18 protein-coding genes are annotated in these 21,199 nt (G+C 47.1%); 9 read left to right on the top strand and 9 right to left on the bottom strand.

Annotation, left to right across the window (positions count from 1 at the left end; translation table 11 throughout):
- Positions 1–288: 288 nt before the first annotated feature.
- The 4 genes from btpA (at position 289) to QUA50_RS26505 (ending at position 5,781) form a co-directional block, all read left to right on the top strand.
- Positions 289–1,176, top strand: coding sequence for a photosystem I biogenesis protein BtpA (gene btpA / locus QUA50_RS26520; protein ID WP_333266749.1), 888 nt, complete (start codon positions 289–291; stop codon positions 1,174–1,176).
- Between the two features lie 51 nt (positions 1,177–1,227).
- Positions 1,228–2,151 carry a vitamin K epoxide reductase family protein gene (locus QUA50_RS26515; RefSeq protein WP_333266751.1) on the top strand — a complete coding sequence of 308 codons (924 nt, stop codon included), beginning with the start codon at positions 1,228–1,230 and terminating at the stop codon, positions 2,149–2,151.
- A gap of 477 nt (positions 2,152–2,628) precedes the next feature.
- Complete coding sequence (locus QUA50_RS26510; RefSeq protein WP_333266752.1) at positions 2,629–4,764, top strand: CHASE2 domain-containing protein; 2,136 nt, start codon at positions 2,629–2,631, stop codon at positions 4,762–4,764.
- Positions 4,765–5,520: 756 nt separating this feature from the next.
- Complete coding sequence (locus tag QUA50_RS26505) at positions 5,521–5,781, top strand: hypothetical protein (protein ID WP_333298761.1); 261 nt, start codon at positions 5,521–5,523, stop codon at positions 5,779–5,781.
- A 21-nt stretch (positions 5,782–5,802) separates the two neighbouring features.
- Here QUA50_RS26505 and nadB read toward each other — a convergent pair whose 3' ends face one another.
- The 3 genes from nadB to QUA50_RS26490 all read right to left on the bottom strand — a co-directional run bounded on the left by nadB (position 5,803) and on the right by QUA50_RS26490 (position 9,446).
- The gene (gene nadB / locus QUA50_RS26500; RefSeq protein ID WP_333266755.1) at positions 5,803–7,455 is read right to left on the bottom strand and encodes an L-aspartate oxidase; all 1,653 of its coding nucleotides are present in this window, start codon (positions 7,453–7,455) and stop codon (positions 5,803–5,805) included.
- A gap of 314 nt (positions 7,456–7,769) precedes the next feature.
- Positions 7,770–8,204 carry a photosystem II complex extrinsic protein PsbU gene (gene psbU, locus QUA50_RS26495; RefSeq protein ID WP_333057469.1) on the bottom strand — a complete coding sequence of 145 codons (435 nt, stop codon included), beginning with the start codon at positions 8,202–8,204 and terminating at the stop codon, positions 7,770–7,772.
- A gap of 255 nt (positions 8,205–8,459) precedes the next feature.
- Complete coding sequence (locus QUA50_RS26490; RefSeq protein ID WP_333266757.1) at positions 8,460–9,446, bottom strand: adenylate/guanylate cyclase domain-containing protein; 987 nt, start codon at positions 9,444–9,446, stop codon at positions 8,460–8,462.
- Positions 9,447–9,960: 514 nt separating this feature from the next.
- Here QUA50_RS26490 and hisF point away from each other — a divergent pair.
- Complete coding sequence (gene hisF, locus QUA50_RS26485) at positions 9,961–10,752, top strand: imidazole glycerol phosphate synthase subunit HisF (RefSeq protein WP_333266759.1); 792 nt, start codon at positions 9,961–9,963, stop codon at positions 10,750–10,752.
- Between the two features lie 432 nt (positions 10,753–11,184).
- A complete protein-coding gene (locus QUA50_RS26480) occupies positions 11,185–11,526 on the top strand; it encodes a low temperature-induced protein (RefSeq protein WP_333216310.1) in 342 nt (113 codons plus the stop codon).
- Positions 11,527–11,815: 289 nt separating this feature from the next.
- Here the strand turns inward: QUA50_RS26480 and QUA50_RS26475 are convergent, their stop codons facing one another.
- Entirely contained in the window at positions 11,816–12,829 is a 1,014-nt protein-coding gene (locus tag QUA50_RS26475; protein WP_333266761.1) for a sulfate/molybdate ABC transporter ATP-binding protein, read from the bottom strand.
- Between the two features lie 457 nt (positions 12,830–13,286).
- On the opposite strand from QUA50_RS26475, the gene argC reads away from it, so the two are divergent.
- Entirely contained in the window at positions 13,287–14,345 is a 1,059-nt protein-coding gene (gene argC, locus QUA50_RS26470; RefSeq protein ID WP_333266763.1) for an N-acetyl-gamma-glutamyl-phosphate reductase, read from the top strand.
- A 207-nt stretch (positions 14,346–14,552) separates the two neighbouring features.
- Here argC and eno read toward each other — a convergent pair whose 3' ends face one another.
- The gene (gene eno / locus QUA50_RS26465) at positions 14,553–15,833 is read right to left on the bottom strand and encodes a phosphopyruvate hydratase (RefSeq protein ID WP_445243176.1); all 1,281 of its coding nucleotides are present in this window, start codon (positions 15,831–15,833) and stop codon (positions 14,553–14,555) included.
- A gap of 436 nt (positions 15,834–16,269) precedes the next feature.
- Between eno and QUA50_RS26460 the strand changes: the two genes are divergently transcribed.
- Positions 16,270–17,184: a calcium-binding protein gene (locus QUA50_RS26460; protein ID WP_333244580.1), complete on the top strand. Its 915-nt coding sequence runs from the start codon at positions 16,270–16,272 to the stop codon at positions 17,182–17,184.
- A 152-nt stretch (positions 17,185–17,336) separates the two neighbouring features.
- On the opposite strand, the gene QUA50_RS26455 is transcribed toward QUA50_RS26460, so the two are convergent.
- The 3 genes from QUA50_RS26455 to QUA50_RS26445 all read right to left on the bottom strand — a co-directional run bounded on the left by QUA50_RS26455 (position 17,337) and on the right by QUA50_RS26445 (position 19,020).
- Positions 17,337–17,987 (bottom strand): nucleoside triphosphate pyrophosphatase, encoded by a 651-nt coding sequence (locus QUA50_RS26455; RefSeq protein ID WP_333266765.1) that lies wholly within the window; start codon positions 17,985–17,987, stop codon positions 17,337–17,339.
- A 137-nt stretch (positions 17,988–18,124) separates the two neighbouring features.
- Positions 18,125–18,664: a photosystem II reaction center PsbP gene (gene psbP / locus QUA50_RS26450; protein WP_333266767.1), complete on the bottom strand. Its 540-nt coding sequence runs from the start codon at positions 18,662–18,664 to the stop codon at positions 18,125–18,127.
- Positions 18,665–18,807: 143 nt separating this feature from the next.
- Positions 18,808–19,020: a high light inducible protein gene (locus QUA50_RS26445; RefSeq protein ID WP_190659021.1), complete on the bottom strand. Its 213-nt coding sequence runs from the start codon at positions 19,018–19,020 to the stop codon at positions 18,808–18,810.
- Positions 19,021–19,345: 325 nt separating this feature from the next.
- Here QUA50_RS26445 and QUA50_RS26440 point away from each other — a divergent pair, with 325 nt between their 5' ends.
- On the top strand, positions 19,346–19,957 hold the full coding sequence (locus QUA50_RS26440) for a hypothetical protein (RefSeq protein ID WP_333057483.1): 612 nt from the start codon (positions 19,346–19,348) through the stop codon (positions 19,955–19,957).
- 379 nt (positions 19,958–20,336) lie between these two features.
- Here QUA50_RS26440 and larB read toward each other — a convergent pair whose 3' ends face one another.
- Positions 20,337–21,140, bottom strand: a complete 804-nt coding sequence (larB, locus tag QUA50_RS26435; RefSeq protein WP_333266769.1) for a nickel pincer cofactor biosynthesis protein LarB — start codon at positions 21,138–21,140, stop codon at positions 20,337–20,339.
- Positions 21,141–21,199: the final 59 nt, after the last annotated feature.

Genomic DNA, 21,199 nt, shown 5'->3' with positions numbered 1-21,199 from the left:
GCCCGTCCAAAAAGGACGGGCGGGACGCCCATCCCACAACAAACATCAAAAGTGGAAGTTATTTAATTCTCATTCCTTAAAAAGTTTTTCCGAAGAACGGTGAGGATGCCAACCCATCGGCCCGCTACAACCCAATATTTTCGTAAAAAAACCGGTTTCCGGTACACTGCGCCCCAGGGACGATCGAAAATCTCAAATCGATTCGCCTGTGTGGATATAAAATTCTAGAGTATACCGTCAAAATCCGCCGGCCGCCGTAGCGTCAACTTGGTGGTTTCAGGAAAACCCGTGGACTTAAAACAAATCTTCAAAACCCCGAATCCCATAATCGGTGTCGTACATTTACAGCCTCTGCCAACTTCTCCCCGCTGGGGCGGAAACCTCAAAGCTATTATCGGAAGAGCTGAGCAAGAGGCTACAGCGCTGGCTTCTGGTGGCGCAAACGGTATCATTGTCGAGAACTTTTTCGACGCTCCTTTTGCCAAAGACAGCGTAGATCCGGCTGTGGTAAGTGCCATGACTCTGGTAGTTGAGAGGCTAACAAATCTCGTGACGCTGCCGATCGGCGTTAACGTGCTGCGAAACGACGCCCACAGCGCGATCGCCATCGCCTCCTGCACAGGAGCTCAATTCATCCGCGTCAACGTCCTCAACGGCATCATGGCTACAGACCAGGGCTTAATTGAAGGCCAAGCTCACCAGCTACTGCGCTACCGCCGGGAGTTGGGCAGCGATGTCAAAATATTAGCAGACGTGTTAGTCAAGCACGGGCGACCCCTAGGCAGCCCCAACTTGACTGCAGCCGTCCAAGAGACGATCGGGCGAGCTTTAGCCGACGCCGTAATCCTTTCCGGCTGGACAACTGGTAGCCCTCCCAATCTCGAAGACTTAGAACTCGCGAGTGCTGCTGCTGCAGGAATTCCAGTTTTCATCGGCAGCGGCGCGTCGTGGGAAAACATTTCCACACTCATGCGGGCCGCCGACGGCGTAATCGTATCGAGCTCGCTGAAGCGAAACGGCCGCATCGAGCAGCCCATCGATCCGATCCGCGTCAGTCAGTTTGTAGAAGCTGCCCGTCGCAGCTTGTCACAGAAAGAGTCCGAACAGGAAAATAGAGATGCTAATGGCTCAAGAGGGCAAACACCGGAACCGGGCAAACTCACAAGTAAAACGTAAAATGGGAATTGTTGACTGTAATTCCCAATTCCCAAATTACCAAATCAAAAAATGATTCGCCGACGTTCAACCCCTTGGATTCATCGCTGGTCTCGGACTGTGATGGCAGCGATCGCAGCCATAGGCGTCGTAGAAACGGCCTATCTCACGATCGCTAAATTCACCAATGGCTCGGTCATTTGTCCCACCAGCGGCTGTGACAAAGTTCTCAACAGTCCCTACGCTACAGTGTTTGGCAGTGTGCCTTTAAGTTTGTTAGGCTGTCTGGCTTACCTGAGCATAGCAATCCTGGCATTGGCTCCCAAAGCTGTAAATCCCGCCACCAATAAAGGACTGCACTCTCAACTAGAAAACAAAACTTGGCAAGCGCTATTTATCATCACTGCTGCGATGGTAATTTTCAGCAGCTATTTGATGTATTTGATGGCTTTTGAAATTCAGGATCTGTGCATTTACTGCGTCACTTCTGCGTTATTTGCGCTGTCGCTGTTTGTACTGGTGCTAGTCGGGCGCGAGTGGGAAGATATCGGGCAGTTGGTGTTTACAGGCATTTTGGTGGCAATGGTGAGTTCGATCGGCGCCTTGGGACTTTATAACAGCGTCAAATCACCTCCTCCTATTGTCTCTACCCCCGGACTTGCACCCCCTGCCGTCACTACCACCTCCGGCAGGGCCGAAATGGCTTTGGCCCGCCACCTCCGACAAATCGGCGCTAAAGAGTACGGCGCTTACTGGTGTCCCCACTGCCACGACCAAAAAATGCTGTTCGGCAAAGAAGCAGCCAAAATAATTGATTATTTTGAATGCGATCCCAGGGGGCAAAATTCCCGCGCCCAAATTTGCCAAGCTGCGGCTGCGAATGTTAAAGGTTTCCCGACTTGGGAGATTAATGGTCAGTTTTATGCAGGGACACAATCTTTGGAGAAACTCGCTGATTTATCGGGTTACACCGGCCCCCGCAACTTTCAAAACTGACAGGAAAGTTGGAGATTATAGATGACAGATTTTAGATTGATTGGCTGGAAATATCCTGGTTTTTAACTTAGTTTATCGTTAGCTCTTGCTGCGAAATTAATCTAAAATCTCGCATCTATAATCAATAAAAAAATAGGAACAATTAGTTATAACGAAAAAGTTTAAAACAATTTGTGGGTCTTTAGTATTTAGATCGGCGAATAAATACTAGAACTTTTACACAAAAACACCAGAAACCGGGTTTCTGCTTCCAAAGTTATTGTTGAAATGAGATATTTTGGTTGCGAAACCCGGTTTCTACTGTTGCAGCCCGATCGCACCGAAAAACCAAAAAATTGGATAATCTAAAATCTAAAATCGACTCGCCCGCACCGAAAAACCAAAAAATTGGATAATCTAAAATCTAAAATCTAAAATCTAAAATCGACTGAGCCGATCGCCCTGGAGATGTAAAACCTATACGTAGTAGTAGTTTAGATGCTCGCAGGGCGAGGCCCGCATCCCCAAAATATGCTAGAAACTATCAAAAAATGGGTCGATCGAGAACGCCGAGTATTGATTACTGCGAGTGCCGTTGCTAGTACGGTCATTGTAATGCGCTGGTTTGGATTTTTTCAGGTGTGGGAATGGGCTGCTTTCGACCAATTTGTGCGCTGGCGGCCGGCCGAACCGATTGACTCGCGCATCGTCATTGTAGAAATTAAGGAAGCTGACTTGCAAAAATACGGCTACCCAATTTCGGATGCTGTATTGGCCCAATTGCTGCAAAAATTGCACGCTGGCAAGCCGCGGGCGATCGGCCTCGACATTTACCGAGATTTGCCAACTCAACCGGGTAACGCCGAATTGCTCAAAACTTTTAAAACTATTCCCAACTTAATCGGCATTGAATTGATGCCAGACGAAACCAGGTTGGGAGTTCGCCCGCCTCCGGTACTTGAGGCGCTCGATCGAATCGGTTTCAACAACGTTGTCATCGACGCTGACTCAAAAGTGCGGCGAACTTTGCTCTACGCTTGGCCCGGAGACGGCAAAACTCATCAAAGTTTCGCACTCAGACTGGCTTTGCTTTACCTCGAAGGCGAAGGGATTTCCCCTCTACCAGCAAGAGTCGATCCTACATACTTGCAGTTAGGCAAGGGGGTTTTTCGGCCTTTTCAACCGAATGACGGTGCTTACGTTCGATCGGACAGCCGTGGCTATCAAATTTTGACCAACCTGCGCGGCCCGCGAGGCAGTTTTCGCACTGCATCGATGAGCGATGTGTTATCTGGCACCGTACCTGCTGATTTGGTACGATCGCGCGTTGTCTTGATCGGCTCCAATGCCCCCAGCCTCAAAGACTTTTACCAAAATTCTTACAGTTCCGGTTGGTTTAGTCCTCCCCAGCAAATACCGGGAGTCGAGCTTCAGGCTCATTTCTTGAGCCAAATTTTGAGTGCAGCCCTCGACGGGCGCGGGGGTATCAATGTCTGGCCAGAGGCTGCGGAGTTGCTGTGGATTTTGCTGTGGTCTTGGGCGGGAGCAAAGGTGAGTTGGAATTTGCGATCGCTGGGTCGATCGGCTTACTGTTTATTAAGTATCTGTCTATGTCTGAGTACCAGTTTATACTTAGCACTCTTAGTTGGTTGGTGGCTACCGTTAATTCCTCCAATCCTCAGTCTTGTGGGTTCGGGTGCTGCTGTTGTGGGTTATCTAGCTCACTTGCAAGAAGAATTAAAACGGTCTAAAGAATTTTTACAATCACTAATAGATACAATTCCCGACCCCATTTTTGTCAAAGATCGAAATCACCGCTGCGTAGTTTTGAATCAGGCATATTGTCGGTTTATTGGCTATCCTTTAGAAATTTTAACTTGCCGAACCGATTACGATTTATTTCCCCAAGCCGAAGCCGAGATATTTTGGCAGCAAAACGAGTTAGTATTTCAAACTCACCAGCCGCGAGAAAATGAAGAATATTTTACTGACGCTAACGGAATTACGCATCTGATTGCGACTAAAAGATCCCTGCATAAAGATGCTGCCGGCAACCTATTTTTAGTCGGAGCAATCAGAGACATTACCGAGCGCCAACTCCGGGCAAATGCCCTAGAACAAAAAAATGCTGAGCTCAGCCACCAAGCTTATCACGATGCCCTTACCGGTTTGCCAAACCGCCAAATGTTCTACGAATGCTTGCATCGGTCTCTAGAAATAGCCTCCAGCACTCAGGAATTGGTAGCTTTACTGTTTTTAGATTTAGATGGATTTAAATCAATCAACGACACTCTCGGACACAATGTGGGCGATTTACTCTTAAAAACAGTTGCCAGTCGGCTCAAAAAATGCTTGCGCGGCAGCGATACTATCTCGCGGTTGGGCGGCGACGAGTTCACAGTCATTTTGCCCGCAATTCCAGGTCGCGAGGAAGCCGCGAAAGTAGCTAAAAAAATTTGCGACGCCATCATGCAGCCTTTTATTTTAGAAGAACATACAGTTTCTGTAACTACAAGTATTGGCATTAGTTTATATCCAATTGACGGTCAAGAGCCAGACATTTTAGTTAAGAATGCCGATCTTGCGATGTATCGTGCTAAGGAACGCGGGAAAAATCAATATCGCTTTTATTAATTAAGAGGAGTTAAAAACATAATTTAACTGTAGGCAAAGTCCCCACCCAAATCTCGATCGCTCATTTATAATTATTCAATCTTTTTATCTAAAATCTCAATTACTTCAGACAAAATTTGAGCAATTTTAGACCTCAAACCCTAATTGGGCAGTGAGGGAGATACAGCATATTCGGTGGTTCGTGAAGTACACTATAAAGCTCTATTGTTGGTACATTGTTATGTAGGGTGCGGATCTGCTCATGTTTAATGAAACTTGCAGATTGACTGGTGGATCCGCACCGATGCTTGCGACCCTTGTTGTGTGTACCGCATATACATGGAATATGCTGTATTATTTCAGGCGTCGCCTGTGCACCTAACTTCAGGAAAATAGCTTGTTGATCGAGCCTTAAACCGTAAGCCCTCTAAGCTTTTTGAAACCGTTCAAAAAAATGTTTTAAGTAGTGAAATCTCAAATCTCAAATCTCAAAAATTTAAATTCTCTAATCTGTCATCTGTCATTAGATAGATTTAGCAAAAAAAAATATGAGAGCAACTTGCCGTCTCATCTAAATGTTACAAAATATTAAAATAAATCACAACCTGCAACCAAATTCAAATCGCCAAAAGCCTTAATGTAAAAAAAATTATGTAAACTTACGAAAATTAATTAAAGTAAATGTAAAGATATCAGTGGAAATACGGAAATTGATAGATATAATAGGTGGTACAGACGTGGATCTATTTCGGTGATTGGAATAAGGCTGTGAATACTATGCGTACTTTGATTCAGCTCACAACAACGGCAACCCTGACGGTCTGCCTGCAAGTGAATATAGTCGGCACCGCAAATGCGGCTCGACTTGGCAGCAACTCAGCTAGCAATTTCACAAAAGCCCGTAGCGCGGGCAAGATCCCGACGCCATTGACCCCCAGACTTGGGACAGTGACATCAACCTCTAGGTTTGGAAATCTCCAAAAATACGAACCAACCCCGAACGGGAACCCCGAAAGTGACGGTACGGGAACGCGCTGACCCCAAATTTTGAATAAATTTTTAATCTTCTATTCGCGGAGATTTGTACCAATTGGATTGCTTAATTAAAGTATGGCTGCACCAATCCGGATCGGTGAGGGGATAGTCCACTCGGTAATGACCGCCGCGACTTTCGGTGCGAAACGCAGCACTTTTGACAATTAAATAGCCGATATCCAATAAATTCCCAACTTCTCCCCAATTTCGCAAAATCGAGCTATTCTGGGCCTCAGCAGGGGAAAAATCAATCATTTGTCCGGGCAGCAAATTATCAAGCGTTTGACTCAAACGCAAGGAAGCAAATTCTTGCCGCCAAATCTCAAGTTGGACGATCGCCCTTTCCAAATCCCGCTGTCCCCGGCAAATTCCCGCACTCTGCCACACCAAATTCCGCAATTCAACCCGCAACCTTTCGATCGCCTCAATGTCCTGTTCAGAAATCGATTTTTCCAAGATTTCCCCGGCATCGAACTCATCTGTGAGTGTTTTGGGCTTTCCACCTTCTAGCTGCAAAAGTCCCATCTGCGCCCCAAAAACCAGACATTCCAGCAGCGAATTGCTCGCCAACCGATTAGCACCGTGTACCCCCGTGCTCGCAGTTTCTCCCACCGCGTACAAACCCGGAATCGAAGTTTGGTTGAACTTGTCAGCCACAATCCCTCCCATCCAGTAATGGGCAGCAGGCGTCACCGGCACCGATTCGGAAAAAATATCAATTCCCCAATCAGCGCACACTTGAATAATATTGGGAAACCTGTAGCGCAGTCGATCGACCGCAATCGGGCGCAAATCCAGCCAAACATGAGGTTCCCCCGTCTTTTGCAAGTGGCGGAAAATAGCGCGGCTGACAACATCCCTAGGGGCGAGTTCCCCGCTGGGGTGAGAGTCAAAAGCAAAGCGATATCCCTTACTGTCAACCAAATGAGCTCCTTCTCCCCGCACCGCTTCGCTAATGAGAAACCGAGGCGCGCCAGCTTTGCTGAGTGCCGTCGGGTGAAACTGCACAAATTCTAAGTCTCGCAGCAGGGCCCCGGCGCGCCACGCAATTGCCACCCCGTCTCCGGTACTTACCGACGGATTGGTCGTTTGAGCAAAAACCTGTCCGCCGCCGCCTGTCGCCAGCACCACGGCTTTTGCCTGCAGCCACTTGACTTGTGAGCCGCAAATCGAGCTAATCCCCTGGCAGCGCCCGGTTTCGTCTAGCCACAGACTCAAAGCGAAGGCAGGGGATACGAGTTGAATGTTTTTGCGGCTCAATACTTTTGCTGTCAGCGTACTGATTACGGCTTTGCCCGTAGTGTCGGCGGCGTGGAGAACTCGGCGGCGGGAGTGGGCGGCTTCTAGGGTGAGGGCTAAATCGGGGCCGGTGCGATCGAATGCAACGCCCATTTTCACCAGGGAGTCAATGCAAGCACCAGCTTCCTCGACTAAAAATTTCACCGCCTCCAAATCGCAAAGACCGGCTCCCGCAGCCAGTGTATCCTGAACGTGCAGCGCTGCGGAATCTTCAGGGGCGATCGCCGCCGCAATCCCTCCTTGAGCCCAATCGCTGGCAGAAACAGGTAGGGTATTTTTATTGATCAAGCCCACCTGTAAATGCTCTGGCAGGCAGAGTGCTGTGTACAAACCCGCCGCGCCAGCACCTATTACCAATACGTCAAATTTGTCAGTCATAAGTCTGCCGCCAGTCAATTTTAGATTTTAGATTTTAGATTTTACAATTGAGTCTACAGATGAATCTGGGGACTTGAACTAATGTCAGTCAAGGGATTTTAGATTTTAGATGTTAGATTTTAGATTTTAGATGAATCAGGGGAACCCGCTTATTTCAATCTAGCGAATTTGGGTCGGCTTTTGCCCAATGGTGGTTGAAAGTAAGTTTTGAGAAATTAAAGGCAGAAGTCATCAGCCTGTAGAAAAAAATCTTTTCTTTCGGCCGTTTGCCTTCTGCCCAATGACTTCTGCCTTCAAATGAGACCCGCTGCTACCTAGTCGTAGAGACCATTATTCAACCGGTTGTCTCCTTCAATAAAGACTGATTCAACATCAGTTACGGTGAATTTGTCCATGTTAGCTTGCAGCAGTTTTTTCTGAGCTTCCGTCAAGTCTGAAATATTGAGTACGTCCTCAACATTTTCGTAAGGAGCATTCTTAATAATTAGTCGAGCTAAAGTGGGATACAACCCTCGAAATTCCCGAAAGTCCCGGACGGCGCTGTTGTTCAAATCAAGTTTTTTGCCGTATTCTGTGGCAAGCTTCTCATCGGCGCGATTGGTTCTAGCCGGAGCTTCAACTGCTAGGAGCGAGGATGATGGCAAGACGATACGGCTTAATGACGCCGCGATCGCGCTTTGGTCTCCAGCCCATGCAAAGCAGCCCAGCACTAAGCCCAATACTGCCAATAGACGACCCAATCGTTTCATGAAGTTTTGTCTCCCAATTTCATACACAGCATTTATGTAGAGACTACCATTTTGCTTATGCAGTTTTTCAGATAAATCCGCAATAGGTAGAGGGCTGTTATAAACTTTCCCTTGGGGTATTGACAACGCAGATTATATATGGTAATGGCTGAGTCTTAAGCATCGCAGGCAAGTTTATCAAAGGCACTCCAAATTAAAAACTCGGACTGCGATTTTAAAGGGTTAATTTTTGCCCCGCACCCACTTTTCTAGCTATCAAGAACTTTTTCCTTTCGTTTTGAGAAAAGCGTTCAAGTCAGCATAAGTACCGCCGTAAGTCACGGTGGGATGGTCGTAACCCTTTAAAGCAACGGTGTGCTGCTCGAAAGCGCCCTGGGCCCCTAATTGCGTCAGATATTGGTAGGTAGTTTCTCCCACAGCGATATCCTTGCCGATTTGCTTAGTGCAAGATTCCAGGCGAAATGCTGCGTTTACAGTATCTCCCAAGGCAGTATAGTCCGATCGGTCGCTGCTGCCAGAATTTCCCACCATTGCATAACCGGTATTGATGCCGGCCCCGACTCGCAAAGGAAAAGGCAGGGGGTAACGGCTGCTGAGTTCGTCTGTTGCCTTGTGCAGTTCGCTCAAAGCTTGGCAAATCCGCATCATTTCCTCGCTGCTGACACCGCTGGTTTTGTGGAACCAGACTGCCATGATGGCATCGCCGATGTATTTGTCCACCCAACTGCCGTGTTCGCGAATGATCTGTCCTGCTTTGCGGAACCAATTGCCGATGACTTCCGAGAGGAGGGTTTCGTCTAGCTGCCTAGTCAAAACTGTAAAGTCTCGGATGTCCATTACCATGACGCTAATCAGGCTACGCACGGTCAAAGTCGCCGTAAAATCTTCAGAGTCTGTCTCGTGTATTGGATCGTGTCGGTGGCCGGCGGTTGGGTTGTAGAAGTCCAATTCGGTTTGACCGAAAATAATTCGATCGCCATTTCTGAGAGTGACAGGAATACTGACCCGCCGCCCGTTGACAAAGGAACCATTGCGGCTGCCCAAGTCGATCAGGTAGAACTCTCCTGTCTCCATTTGCTGTAACATCGCGTGATTACGGGAAATCCAGCGATCGGTCAGTACAAAATTATTGTCATCGCTCCGCCCTACTGTCCAGCAATTGCTGCCGGAGAGCGGCAAGTAGCGATTGCCGCTTTTCTCTGTACGAAGTACCAAATGTGGATTGGCTTGCAAAGTCACCACAGCCCTAAAAACGACATCAAGTCAACCGGTTTGAGGTTTTAAACTTTAAATTTTAACTTTACCGCGCGGCCTATGACTGAGATTGCTGCTAAAAAACCTCAAATCGGCCGTTCTCTAATCTAAAATTGTTTAGTCGATCGTCGATGCACCAAACCATACAGGATTGCCGAACCACAATTCGATCGCCAGCAAAGGTAGTTATGGTTCGATCATAAGCGAAATTGTCATATTTTTCACCCCACAGTTCTATCTGGGGAGTTAAATTTGGTGCTTTTTTGCTGAAAATATAACTATCTACCAATATTCTACCTAATTTGACAACTCCCACTGCCCGCCAAATTTTATTTAGACTAACGGGGCCTAAAAAAATTGAAAAATGGATCTCCGGCTCCGATCGAGAATTGTTAAACACAAGTTATCTTTAAGATTTGTTGCTTAACTTCGGGTTTTTGAAGATATCAACAAAGCCTTTTCCTCGCTGCGGCGGTCAATAAGTTGGAAATACGAGAATTTTATGTTGTCGAAAAGAATTTTGCCTTGTCTGGATGTGAAAGCCGGTCGCGTGGTCAAAGGTGTCAATTTTGTCAACCTTCAGGATGCTGGCGATCCGGTAGAAATGGCTCAGGTTTACAATGATGCGGGTGCTGACGAGTTGGTGTTTCTGGACATTACGGCGACTCACGAAGACCGGAATATTATGATCGATGTGGTGTACCGAACGGCAGATCGAGTATTTATCCCTTTGACGGTGGGCGGCGGCATCCAATCCTTAGACACAATTAAAAGTTTGTTGAGGGCGGGCGCTGATAAGGTGAGTATTAATTCGGCTGCGGTGCGCGATCCGAGTTTAATTGACAAAGCCAGCGATCGATTTGGCAATCAGTGCATTGTAGTGGCGATCGACGCTCGCAAACGGCAAGATGCGGATAATCCTGGTTGGGACGTGTACGTGCGCGGCGGGCGAGAAAATACCGGAAAAGATGCGATCGCCTGGGCCAAGGAAGCCGAACAGCGCGGCGCGGGGGAAATTCTGGTGACAAGCATGGACTCGGACGGCACTCAAGCCGGTTACGATTTGGAATTAACTCGCAGCATTGCCGAAATGGTCGAAATTCCCGTCATTGCTTCCGGCGGCGCCGGCAACTGTCACCACATCTACGAAGCCGTGACACAGGGCAAAGCAGAAGCTGCACTGCTAGCTTCCCTGCTGCATTACGGGCAACTCAGTGTAGGAGAAATTAAAACTTATCTAGCAAAATTTCAAGTTCCCGTGCGACAGCAGCAGCCATTAGTTATTAGTCATTAGTCAGTGGATAGTCGATCGCATCTCAATATCTTGCAACATTTTCAACAAACCGCTCTGCGGGTTCACTCCAGCGCCCTCTCACATTGCAAACAGGCTAAATACACCCGCCCCCACCCCACGATCAAACCAGTTACTGACATTGATACCGCTATGTGAGGCGCATCCGAAGGCACTTATAGAGAATTTTTGTGATTCTACACAAGTGCCTTCTACATAAATGTCTTGGGGCGATCGACTCCTGTCAACTAGAAATATTCCCTGAGAAGGATTTCAATTACCAGCTTTTTCAGCTAAATATAATATGTTAGCTCAATTTGAAAGAAAGCAACGGTTGCTCTTCTCAAACTTGAGTTAAAGGTTGTGCAGAATTTGAGTGAGCTTCAGCCTGTTAACAATCTTAGCGATCAAAACTTCTAAAAACGGAGAAATTGTATGTCTTTTATCAGCTTTAACTTCCCTGCCAAGCGTTTAGTCCGCACTTTAATAGCTGTTTGTTTTTGTGCTTTGATGTTTGTTTCTAATGCTTTCCCGGCTTTTGCAGTTACTAGCAGCCCCACCAAAGGTGAAGACAAACTTTTAGGGATTGAAAAAGAATCTCAAGAAGCTGTACTGAAAAAACCAATGTCCTTGGAAGAAACTCAAGAAAAAGCCAGCAAAGGACCCAACGAAGTTCAGGGAGACGCTGACATTGAAAAAATGAAAAATCCTTCCAATACACAAGCTACATCCTTTGAGCAACAAGTCAAAAAAGCTGTCAGCAAAATTAAAGACTAACTCAGCGCGCAGTAGTCAGCGGACAGTTGTCAGTATAAAAGATTAGGGACACGGCGCGGTGCCGTGTCCCTAGATTTTTTTGTAGAGACACCGCACCGCGCCACATCCTTGGAAAGGCAGTATCCAATCTAAATTTAGCTTGAGTTTTCAGAATCGATCTTAGGAATGAGAATTAAATAACTTCCACTCTTAAAAGTGGGATGGGCTCTTATAGCCCGTCCACTCATGACGGGCGGGACGCCCATCCCACAATAACAATTAAAATTGTAAGTTATTTAATTCGCGCTCCTTAGATGGAATAAAAAAGTGGAAAGGACTTGGCATCTTTTGGCTTTACGAAGACTCTTTGCTGGGGCTGCAAGTTCAAGCTATCGAATCTTTCTCTAGTCAAATTAGCGTTTACTACTTGACCGTCATCTAAGGTTAATTCTACCTGAATTTCCCATCCCAAATGAATCAAGCGACTGATTCTTGCAGGCACTGTTGCACTATTTTCTGTAGTTTCAATTACTACGTCGTGAGGGCGCAAGAAAATCTCTGGGTTGGCTGAGTCAAAGCCGTTGTCTTGAAACATTCTTGAACTGCTGGGCAAGACATTGACGGGGCCGATAAAACTCATTACGAAGGCACTAGCGGGATGGTCGTAAATTTCTGCGGGTGTGCCGACTTGTTCGATTTTACCTTTATTCATTACTGTAATTCGATCGGCAACTTCCATCGCTTCTTCTTGATCGTGCGTCACAAAGACTGTAGTAACGTGAACTTCGTCGTGCAGTCGCCGCAACCACGCGCGCAAATCTTTGCGAACTTTGGCATCGAGAGCTCCAAAAGGTTCGTCTAGCAGTAACACTTTCGGTTCCACAGCTAGGGCTCTGGCGAGGGCCACCCGCTGCCGCTGGCCTCCTGAAAGTTGCGACGGGTATCTATCGCCCAATCCTGCCAATTGCACTAAATTCAACAATTCTTCTACCCGCGCTTTGACTTTCGCGGGCGGTGTTTTTTGAATTTGCATCCCGAAAGCGATGTTTTTTCGCACTGTCATGTGCTTGAATAGCGCGTAGTGCTGAAACACGAACCCAATTTTGCGGTCTTGGACGCTAGTATTGGTCGCATCTTGGCCTGTCAGCCAGATTTTGCCGGAGTCGGGCATTTCTAAACCGGCAATCAGCCGCAGCAGCGTAGACTTGCCGGAACCAGACGGGCCCAGCAATGCGACTAGGGAACCGGATTCAATTTCTAAGCTGACCCGATCGAGTGCTTGGAAACTGCCAAACTGTTTTGATACGTTTTCTACAACTATCATGTACCTACCATTTATCAATACTTTCAGCCTGTAGCTGGGTGATTTCTACCCACTATGCCCATAGGAAGAATTCATTAGTCAGTAGTCAGTTGAAAGAGGGAAGAATCCCAATCTGCTGTTTGTGGATGGGTTAAAGTAAGTTTTTTATAGCACGATCGCACATCCGTTTGTTAATTTTAGGGTTTTGGCGATCGGTCAGTCGATTTTAGATTTTAGATTTTAGATTTTAGATTTACTTGCAGCGCAGTGAATCTGGAAGATGGAACTTTGGTCTAAAACTTTGGGAGTTCCAGGGCTTTGTATGGGTTTTGGGCGGTGTCAAACAGCCGAAAATTAACAAAAATGCACCTCCAAAACAAAACAACACAATTCTTTATCACCAAAGTTGGCGTTTGGTACTACAATGCAGCAAAAGTTCAAGCGTTTTTGACTTCAACGGCTGAGGGGATAAAGGAAAATGGGAGATGTTGGACGTGTGCCTGTAGGAATTATCGGCGCTTCAGGGTACGGCGGCGTGCAACTTGTGCGACTGCTGGCAGATCACCCAGCGGCTGAAGTAGTCTATTTGGGCGGGGATAGCAGTGCGGGAAAACCTTTTTCCAGCCTTTATCCGCACCTGACTAACTGCATTGATTTGACAGTAGAGGCGATCGACCTAGACCAAATAGCGGCAAAATGCGAAGTTGTGTTTCTGTCGCTGCCGAACGGTTTAGCTTGCAAAATGGCACCGACGCTGATCGAAAAAGGCTGCAAAGTCTTGGATTTGTCGGCTGACTACAGATTTGAAAATCTGGAAACTTACAAAGCTTGGTACGGGGGCGAGCGATCGGACTCTGCTTTAGCTGCAACGGCTGTTTACGGTTTGCCAGAATTGTACCGCGATCGAATTAAAGACGCTCAGTTAGTAGGCTGTGCCGGCTGCTACGTCACTGCTAGTTTGTTAGCCCTGGCACCTTTGCTCAAACAAGGTCTCATCGTGCCAGAAACCGCAATTATCGACGCCAAATCCGGTGCTTCGGGAGGGGGCCGCAAAGCCGAAGTTAATCTGTTGTTGGCTGAAGCAGAGGGTTCTCTGGGCGCTTACGGCGTTGGCCGCCACCGCCACACGCCAGAAATCGAGCAAATTTGCAGCGATTTAGCGGGACACGATATTAAAGTTCAGTTTACTCCCCACCTAATTCCGATGGTGCGGGGAATTCTGGCGACTGTGTACGCAACTTTGCGCGATCCGGGTTTGGTGCGGGAAGATTTAATCACAATTTTCAGCGCTTTTTACCGCAATTCTCCTTGGGTAAAAGTGTTACCGGCTGGAGTTTATCCGCAAACAAAATGGGCTTGCGGCACAAATCTGTGTTACATCGGTGTGGAAGTCGATCCGCGTACTGACAGGGTGATTGTGCTATCGGCGATCGACAATTTAATTAAGGGACAAGCCGGTCAAGGCATCCAGTGCATGAACTTGATGATGGGTTGGGAAGAAACTTTGGGTTTGCCTCAATTGGCTTTCTATCCTTAATTATTGGGCATGGGGCATGGGGCATGGGGCATGGGGCATTGGTAATGGGTGGGGGCGGGTTTACGAGATTGTTGGTTTTAGGCAATTATTTCTGGTAAAACCCGCCCCTACAGGATGTAAATTCCCGATTCTCGATGCCCTGTTTGGCCGATGCCCTGTTTGGCCGATGCCCGATGCCCTGTTTGGCCGATGCCCGATTACCAAGTGTTATTTGGGCCCGTAACCGATCGAGCCTGCATAAATTGCCCGATCGCCCAATTGGTCTTCAATCCGCAATAAACGGTTGTATTTGGCAACTCGTTCGCTGCGACACAAAGAACCAGTCTTGATTTGGCCGGCGCGAGTCGCTACCGCTAAATCGGCAATGGTGGTATCTTCAGTTTCACCGGAACGGTGGCTGATGATCGATCGATAGCTGTTCCGTTTGCCGAGGTCGATCGTATCCAAAGTCTCCGTCAAAGAACCAATTTGATTCAGCTTAATCAAAATCGAATTGCTAGCTTTCAAATCAATTCCTTTTTGCAGCCGCGTCCGATTAGTCACAAACAAATCGTCACCCACCAATTGAACTTTGCTGCCCATTTTCTCAGTCAGCGCTACCCAACTGTCCCAATCGTCTTCATGCAAACCATCTTCAATGGAAACAATCGGATATTGACTCACCAAACCATCCAAATAATCGATTAATTCGGCAGGCGAATGAGCCACACCGTCGTAAGTATACTGCCCATCTTTGTAAAATTCGCTAGCAGCAACATCCAAAGCCAAAGCAACTTGTTCACCCGGTTTGTAGCCAGCTTTTTCAATAGCTGCAATCAACAAATCCAAAGCTGCTTGATTGGATTTAAGATTAGGCGCAAAACCGCCTTCATCACCCACACCAGTCAGCAAACCTTCAGCTTTTAAGACTTTACTCAAGGATTCAAATACCTCTGCACCCCAGCGTAAAGCTTCTTTAAAAGATGGCGCACCCACAGGGACAATCATAAATTCTTGAATGTCCACATTATTGTTAGCGTGAGATCCCCCGTTGATCACGTTCATCAAAGGCACGGGCAAAACGTTCGCCAAGGGCCCGCCCAAGTAGCGGTAAAGGGGGAGTCCTAAAGTTTCGGCGGCAGCCTTTGCTGTGGCTAAGGAGACTCCGAGAATGGCATTTGCGCCGAGGTGGGATTTGTTCGGGGAACCGTCCAACTCAATCATGGTTTTGTCTACCAGCGCTTGGTCGATCGCATCTAGATTAGCCAAAGCGGGGGCAATTTTGTGTTCGACGTTAGCGACGGCTTTTAGGACTCCTTTGCCGCCGTAACGGCTTTTGTCGTCGTCGCGGAGTTCGTGGGCTTCAAAAGAGCCTGTAGATGCGCCGCTGGGGACTTGGGCGAGCCCCACAACGCCGTTGGCTAGGTAAACTTCAGCTTCGATGGTGGGGCGGCCGCGGGAGTCGAGGATTTCTCTGGCTTGAATAGATTCGATCGCAGTGTCTAGCATATTAATTATTCCTGACTTAACTCAAGGTTTCATGACAATTAGCAGTCTCTGGGTTTTCCCACGCTGACTGCTGACGGGTAATAGAGTACGCGATCCCCAGAATTATTGGTACACAGTTCAAAATATTTGCGGATTTGGACGTGCAGATTGGTGTCAATAAGCTATGCTTGTTGAATAAAGATTGACAGCAATTTTGACAATAATTTGATTATTTTCACCCCAAATTCCCGCAGATTTCTTAATTGAAACCTTTGTTAAAATCAGAAGGTCAATCGATTTTAGATTTTAGATTTTAGATTTTAGAGGCGACCCCACGGATAAATTCGGGGGCTTGTGTATCGGATACAGGTTTTTTATTTCTGGACGGATGAATCACGTGGCGGGTATCCTGGATGGTTTCGGTCAACAAAGTCCATCAAACAAGGAGAAACTTAGGATGTTAGAAACAAATCTCGGAGAAATTAAAGCATTATCTGAAAATTCAGATCCAATTATTGCCGATCCCCCAAACACCAAATTACTCACCGGGCCATTGCCAAATCCAGGCAGCGACCCCAACTTTTTTGACTTAACTCCCAATGACGACGCAGTTCAATTAGCCAATGGAATTCTGCGGAATACTCCCGGAGGTTTGCGGGCTTTAGCGGGTAACGATTTTGTCAGAGGTTCCGGTGGTGCGGAACTGATGAACGGTAACAGCGGCACAGATACTTTAATCGGGGGTTGTGGCAGCGATACTATTCGCGGCGGCCAAGATTTTGACATTCTTTATGGAGAATGTGGCAGCGATTTTGTCAGCGGAGATCAAGATAATGACTACGTTTATGGAGGCACGGCAAATGACTTTATTCGCGGCGGTAAAGGGAATGATGCTTTAGTAGGAGATAGTGGAAATGATACTATAATAGGTGATGCTGGAATTGATAGACTTTGGGGAAGTGAAGGCGCAGATTTGTTTGTCCTCCGCACAGAAGTGGGAGCCACTTCGGGGGAAATTGGTTCGCTGCAACCGCCTCCTAGCGGCAATTTTGATGTTGATGAAGTGACTGCAGATTTTATTCTCGATTACAATCCGGCTGAAGGTGATGTAATTGGATTGGCGTCTGGATTGACGCAAAATGATATTGTTTTGAGCGAAAGGTTTTTAACAATTGGTGATGCCAGAGATTATGACAGCAGCGGGCCTTTTCCTCCGGGAATTCCTCGAACTCTGGATTTTAGAATTTTAAATACTAAGGCGACGGTGATTCGGGAAGCTAGCAGCGGCAATATCTTGGGTTTGGTGAAGGATGTTTCGCCGAGTCAACTTCAGTTTACCTCTGTGTCTGACGGGACGATCGCCCTTGGATAATCCGCACCCTACAATAGACATCTCCAAAATATAAACTCAAGGGCGGGCGAGACCCCCACCCCACAAAACAAACTTTCTTGTGGGGTGGGCGTCTCGCCCGCCAACCCGATGTGCATAAGCCGGGTAATTTGTTTGTTGGAGGTGTCTAATCTTTAAGATTGCCAGAAATCCGCCACATCATATCCCATTTCGGTGAGCATTTGCCGCAGCAGAGGTAAGCTCAAACCAATCACATTTGTGTGACATCCTTCGATTTGTTCCACAAAAAAGCCGCCTTTACCTTCCAGTGCAAAACAGCCTGCACATTGCAAGGGTTCTCCGGTAGCGACGTAAGCCGCAATTTGGCGCGAGGTAACTTCCGCAAAATGAACTTTTGTAACTTGACAGCGAATGCTCGATCGAGACATTGCCTCATCCAAGTCATCGAATCTAGTATCAATCAAAGCATGACCCGTATACAGTTCGCCCACCTTACCGCGCATTTTATGCCAGCGCGAGACTGCTTCTTCCGCATCCTTGGGTTTGCCGTGAATTTCGCCATCTATGAGCAAAATTGAATCGCATCCCAACACCAAACACGCTTTGGGATTGGAGATTTGGGGGTGAGAATTAGCCAGTAAAAACTTAGCTACAGCCTCAGCTTTTCCCTCTGCTAAAACCTGCACTAAATTAGTGGCATCTTTCATTTGTATTTGCCCTTCATCAAAGTCGCTGGGGCAAATCACAGCTTGAATGCCAGCATTTTCTAGCAGGCGGCGGCGGGCAGGAGAAGCTGAAGCTAATACAAAATTTGGAATTTTCATAAGTTAAGAAGGAAGAAGGAAGAGATGAGAAGGAAGAAGGAAGAAGGAAGAAGGAAGAAGAAAGAAAAATCAACTAAAATATTCCTCATCTCCAATGACCTGCGCCCTATTCCAATTCCCTACTACTTTTTAACCTACTAATAAACAGAGAAAGATTTAACAACTTTCTCAAAAGCTTCTTTTACCTTTGGCCAGCGTTCTTCGGTAGTGGAAACGTTAAGGGTAAAAAGTTTGCCGCGGCTGACTGCTACACTCGCTAAGTTGTGGCGTTCTTGGTTTGGCAACTTAACGGCGTATTCTAAAATGTAATAGTTTTTCGATCGCGATTCACGAGCTTCTGCATTGACTAATTCAGCTTCGCGGCCCGAATCAGCCGGGGCGATCGCACTTTTGCTGAGCTTGTATCCCACATCCGTCGGCGATCCCAAATCGAAGAGAGTCTTGTCTTTCCCGACTGGACTGATTACCACGCTGACATTCTCGGTTTGCTGAATCAAATCGCGGAACACCACATCGGGCCCGTTAGAAACCGCGATCGGCAGCCAGCCGTTAGGATAGAGAAATTGATAGCCGTCGCCAGTATCAACGTAGCTTTTGAGTCCGGTGACTTTAGACACACAACCTGTCAAGGTGAGGCTTAGAACCACCAGAAGTATTGCCGCAATTCGTTTGAGCATTCTTTTTACGGGTAGGGTAACAGTAAAATATTTAATTTTAATTGTCTCACCAAACCTTGCCCCTAAAAATAGTTAAGCTATGGATCGCTGTTTGTGTAACGCCAGCGATCCATAGCCAGATAGTTTAATTGTTAACAAAATCATTACAGGTGAGTCAGCCAGCTAATCAGCCCGTGCTTGGTCGAAACTTCTAAAGCCAAGAGAGAAACAAAGCCAATCATGGCAAGGCGGCCGTTTAAGCGTTCTGCGTAGGGAGTAAAGCCGGTGCGGGGTTCGTCATCGACGTATACTTGCGGCTCGATCGCAAAATTGTTCATTTTGCCTTGGTCGTCCAGCATTAAGCCTCTGTTACTCATGTTTTTTTTCCTAAATGGTTTTTAGTGTACTGTAACTAAATGTAACAGACTTGTGAAGATATGTAAAGGATTGTGAGAAATTTTTTTTAAATACCCCGATCTGACACCAGTTAAAAAAAAAATGCAACGGTAGGCAAGCTCTAAACCCTTATATAGTCAGTCTTTCCCAAATCTAAAATCTAAAATCTAAAATCTAAAATGGTAGGACTGTGGGTAGACTCTGGGCCCCAGAGGGGGGAGGATAGAGTGGAGAGGCACAAAAGTCGATGGTGTATGGCAAATCCAGTCTGGGTTTGACGAAAATTGTGGAACGGAGGAAAAATTTATGCGGGCCAGTCTGGAAATGCGGTGGTTTTATAGCGGTGCACTGCCAAAATCAATCAATCAATGGTTTGGAAGCGAGAGTCTCGGCACGTATCTTTCGCCTCCCGAAGAGCGGGAAGACATATATTTGCTAGTACCAAGCTGCGACTACTTAGGAGTGAAGCTGCGTGGGAAAACCTTGGAGGTAAAGTGGCGTCAGGGAGAGTTGGGGACAATGCCCTTCGGCAACCGCTGGGAAGGCAAAGCCGAAAAGTGGCTGAAGTGGGTTTGTGCGGACACAATGGCGCCGATACCGGCGGATATTTTGGCGACAGGAAAGTGGGTGGGAGTCAAGAAAAAGCGAGCGCAGCGTCTTTACCACGTTTCGGAGTCGGGTGCGGTAATGTCAGTGCCAGTAGAAGCCCCCATTCCTCAAGGTTGCACCGTGGAACTTACTCAGTTGAACATTAACGGCAGCGCGTGGTGGACTTTGGGATTTGAAGCATTTGGCAGCGAAAGTTCTTTGACAGAAAACCTGCAAACAGTAGCTAGTTGGACTAGCAAGAGTTATCAGGCGCAAAAGTTAAAAGCTGAGGATTCTTCTGCTTATCCGGTTTGGCTGGCTAGCAAGTAATATCAAACCCGGCTTTAATGATACCTCCTGTATTTTTTAGTCGCCCTCTGCTGGGACGAGAGGCAAGTTTAGACATGGTTTCAACCGCCGAGTCTGGCAGTCCTGGACGCCAGTGGCATATATAGTAAGGTGCTCTACTACCCGAAATCTTCAAGAATATTTCAATAACGGAGTCTGACGCACCTGAGATGTTGCACCATTTTCAATTAGGTTTTTTACGGGCGGGCTCTCCTGCCCAACCCCTACTCCCCACAAGAAAACTCACTCTTTGTGGAACAGGCCGAAAAGCCTGTTCTTGAGAATGGTGCAAGATGCACCCTAAAAATCGATCGTCCTGTGACAGTTGGCCTTAGTCTTATCTGATAGAGGGGGTTTGTAACTATTCCCCCTCTCTCCCATTTTCCCCCTCTCCGATTTTCCCCACTCTGCCAGCACTTCTGAGAATTTGACAAGCCAAAATCGCCGCCCCAAACCCATTATCAATATTCACCACACCCACACCAGCCGCACAAGAATTGAGCATAGTTAAAAGAGGAGCAATCCCGCCAAAACTCGCGCCGTAACCCACACTCGTCGGCACAGCAATTACCGGACAATCTGCCAAACCCGCAACCACACTCGCCAAAGCACCTTCCATGCCCGCCACCGCAATCAACACATCAGCGTCAGCAATCACGTGTCGGTTGCTCAGCAAGCGGTGAATGCCGGCAACTCCGACATCCCACAAACGCCGCACCTGAAAACCGCAAAGTTCCGCAGTAACTGCCGCTTCTTCCGCTACAGGTAAATCCGCCGTTCCCGCACTGATAATAGTCACAGTACCCGGATGCTGCGGAGTTGGGAAATTAGCAGAAATTGCACAAATTCGAGCCTTTTGGTAGTAGCACAAATCGGGTATTTTTTGTTGCAATTGCTCGAAAACTTCCGGTTCGATTCGTGTCGCCATCACCGCCGAATTTCGCCCGCGCATCGCCTCGATAATTTCAACAATTTGGTCGGGCGTTTTCCCCGGGCCCCAGATTACTTCAGGAAAACCCGTTCTGAGAGTGCGGTGGTGGTCAATTTTGGCAAAATCGCCGACTTGTTCAAAGTCAAAATGCTTTAATTTATCCAAAGCGGCGATCGGGCTAATATCGCCAGTGGCAACTGATTCGAGTAACTGCTGTAAAATTTTAGGTTCCATAAACTAATAACAAATGACTGCTAAGGAATGAGAATTAAATAACTTCCACAAGTTTGTGG

The sequence above is a fragment of the Microcoleus sp. M2_D5 genome, assembly GCF_036701935.1.
GTDB lineage: Bacteria > Cyanobacteriota > Cyanobacteriia > Cyanobacteriales > Microcoleaceae > Microcoleus.
This window is presented reverse-complemented; position numbering and strand designations above follow the sequence as displayed.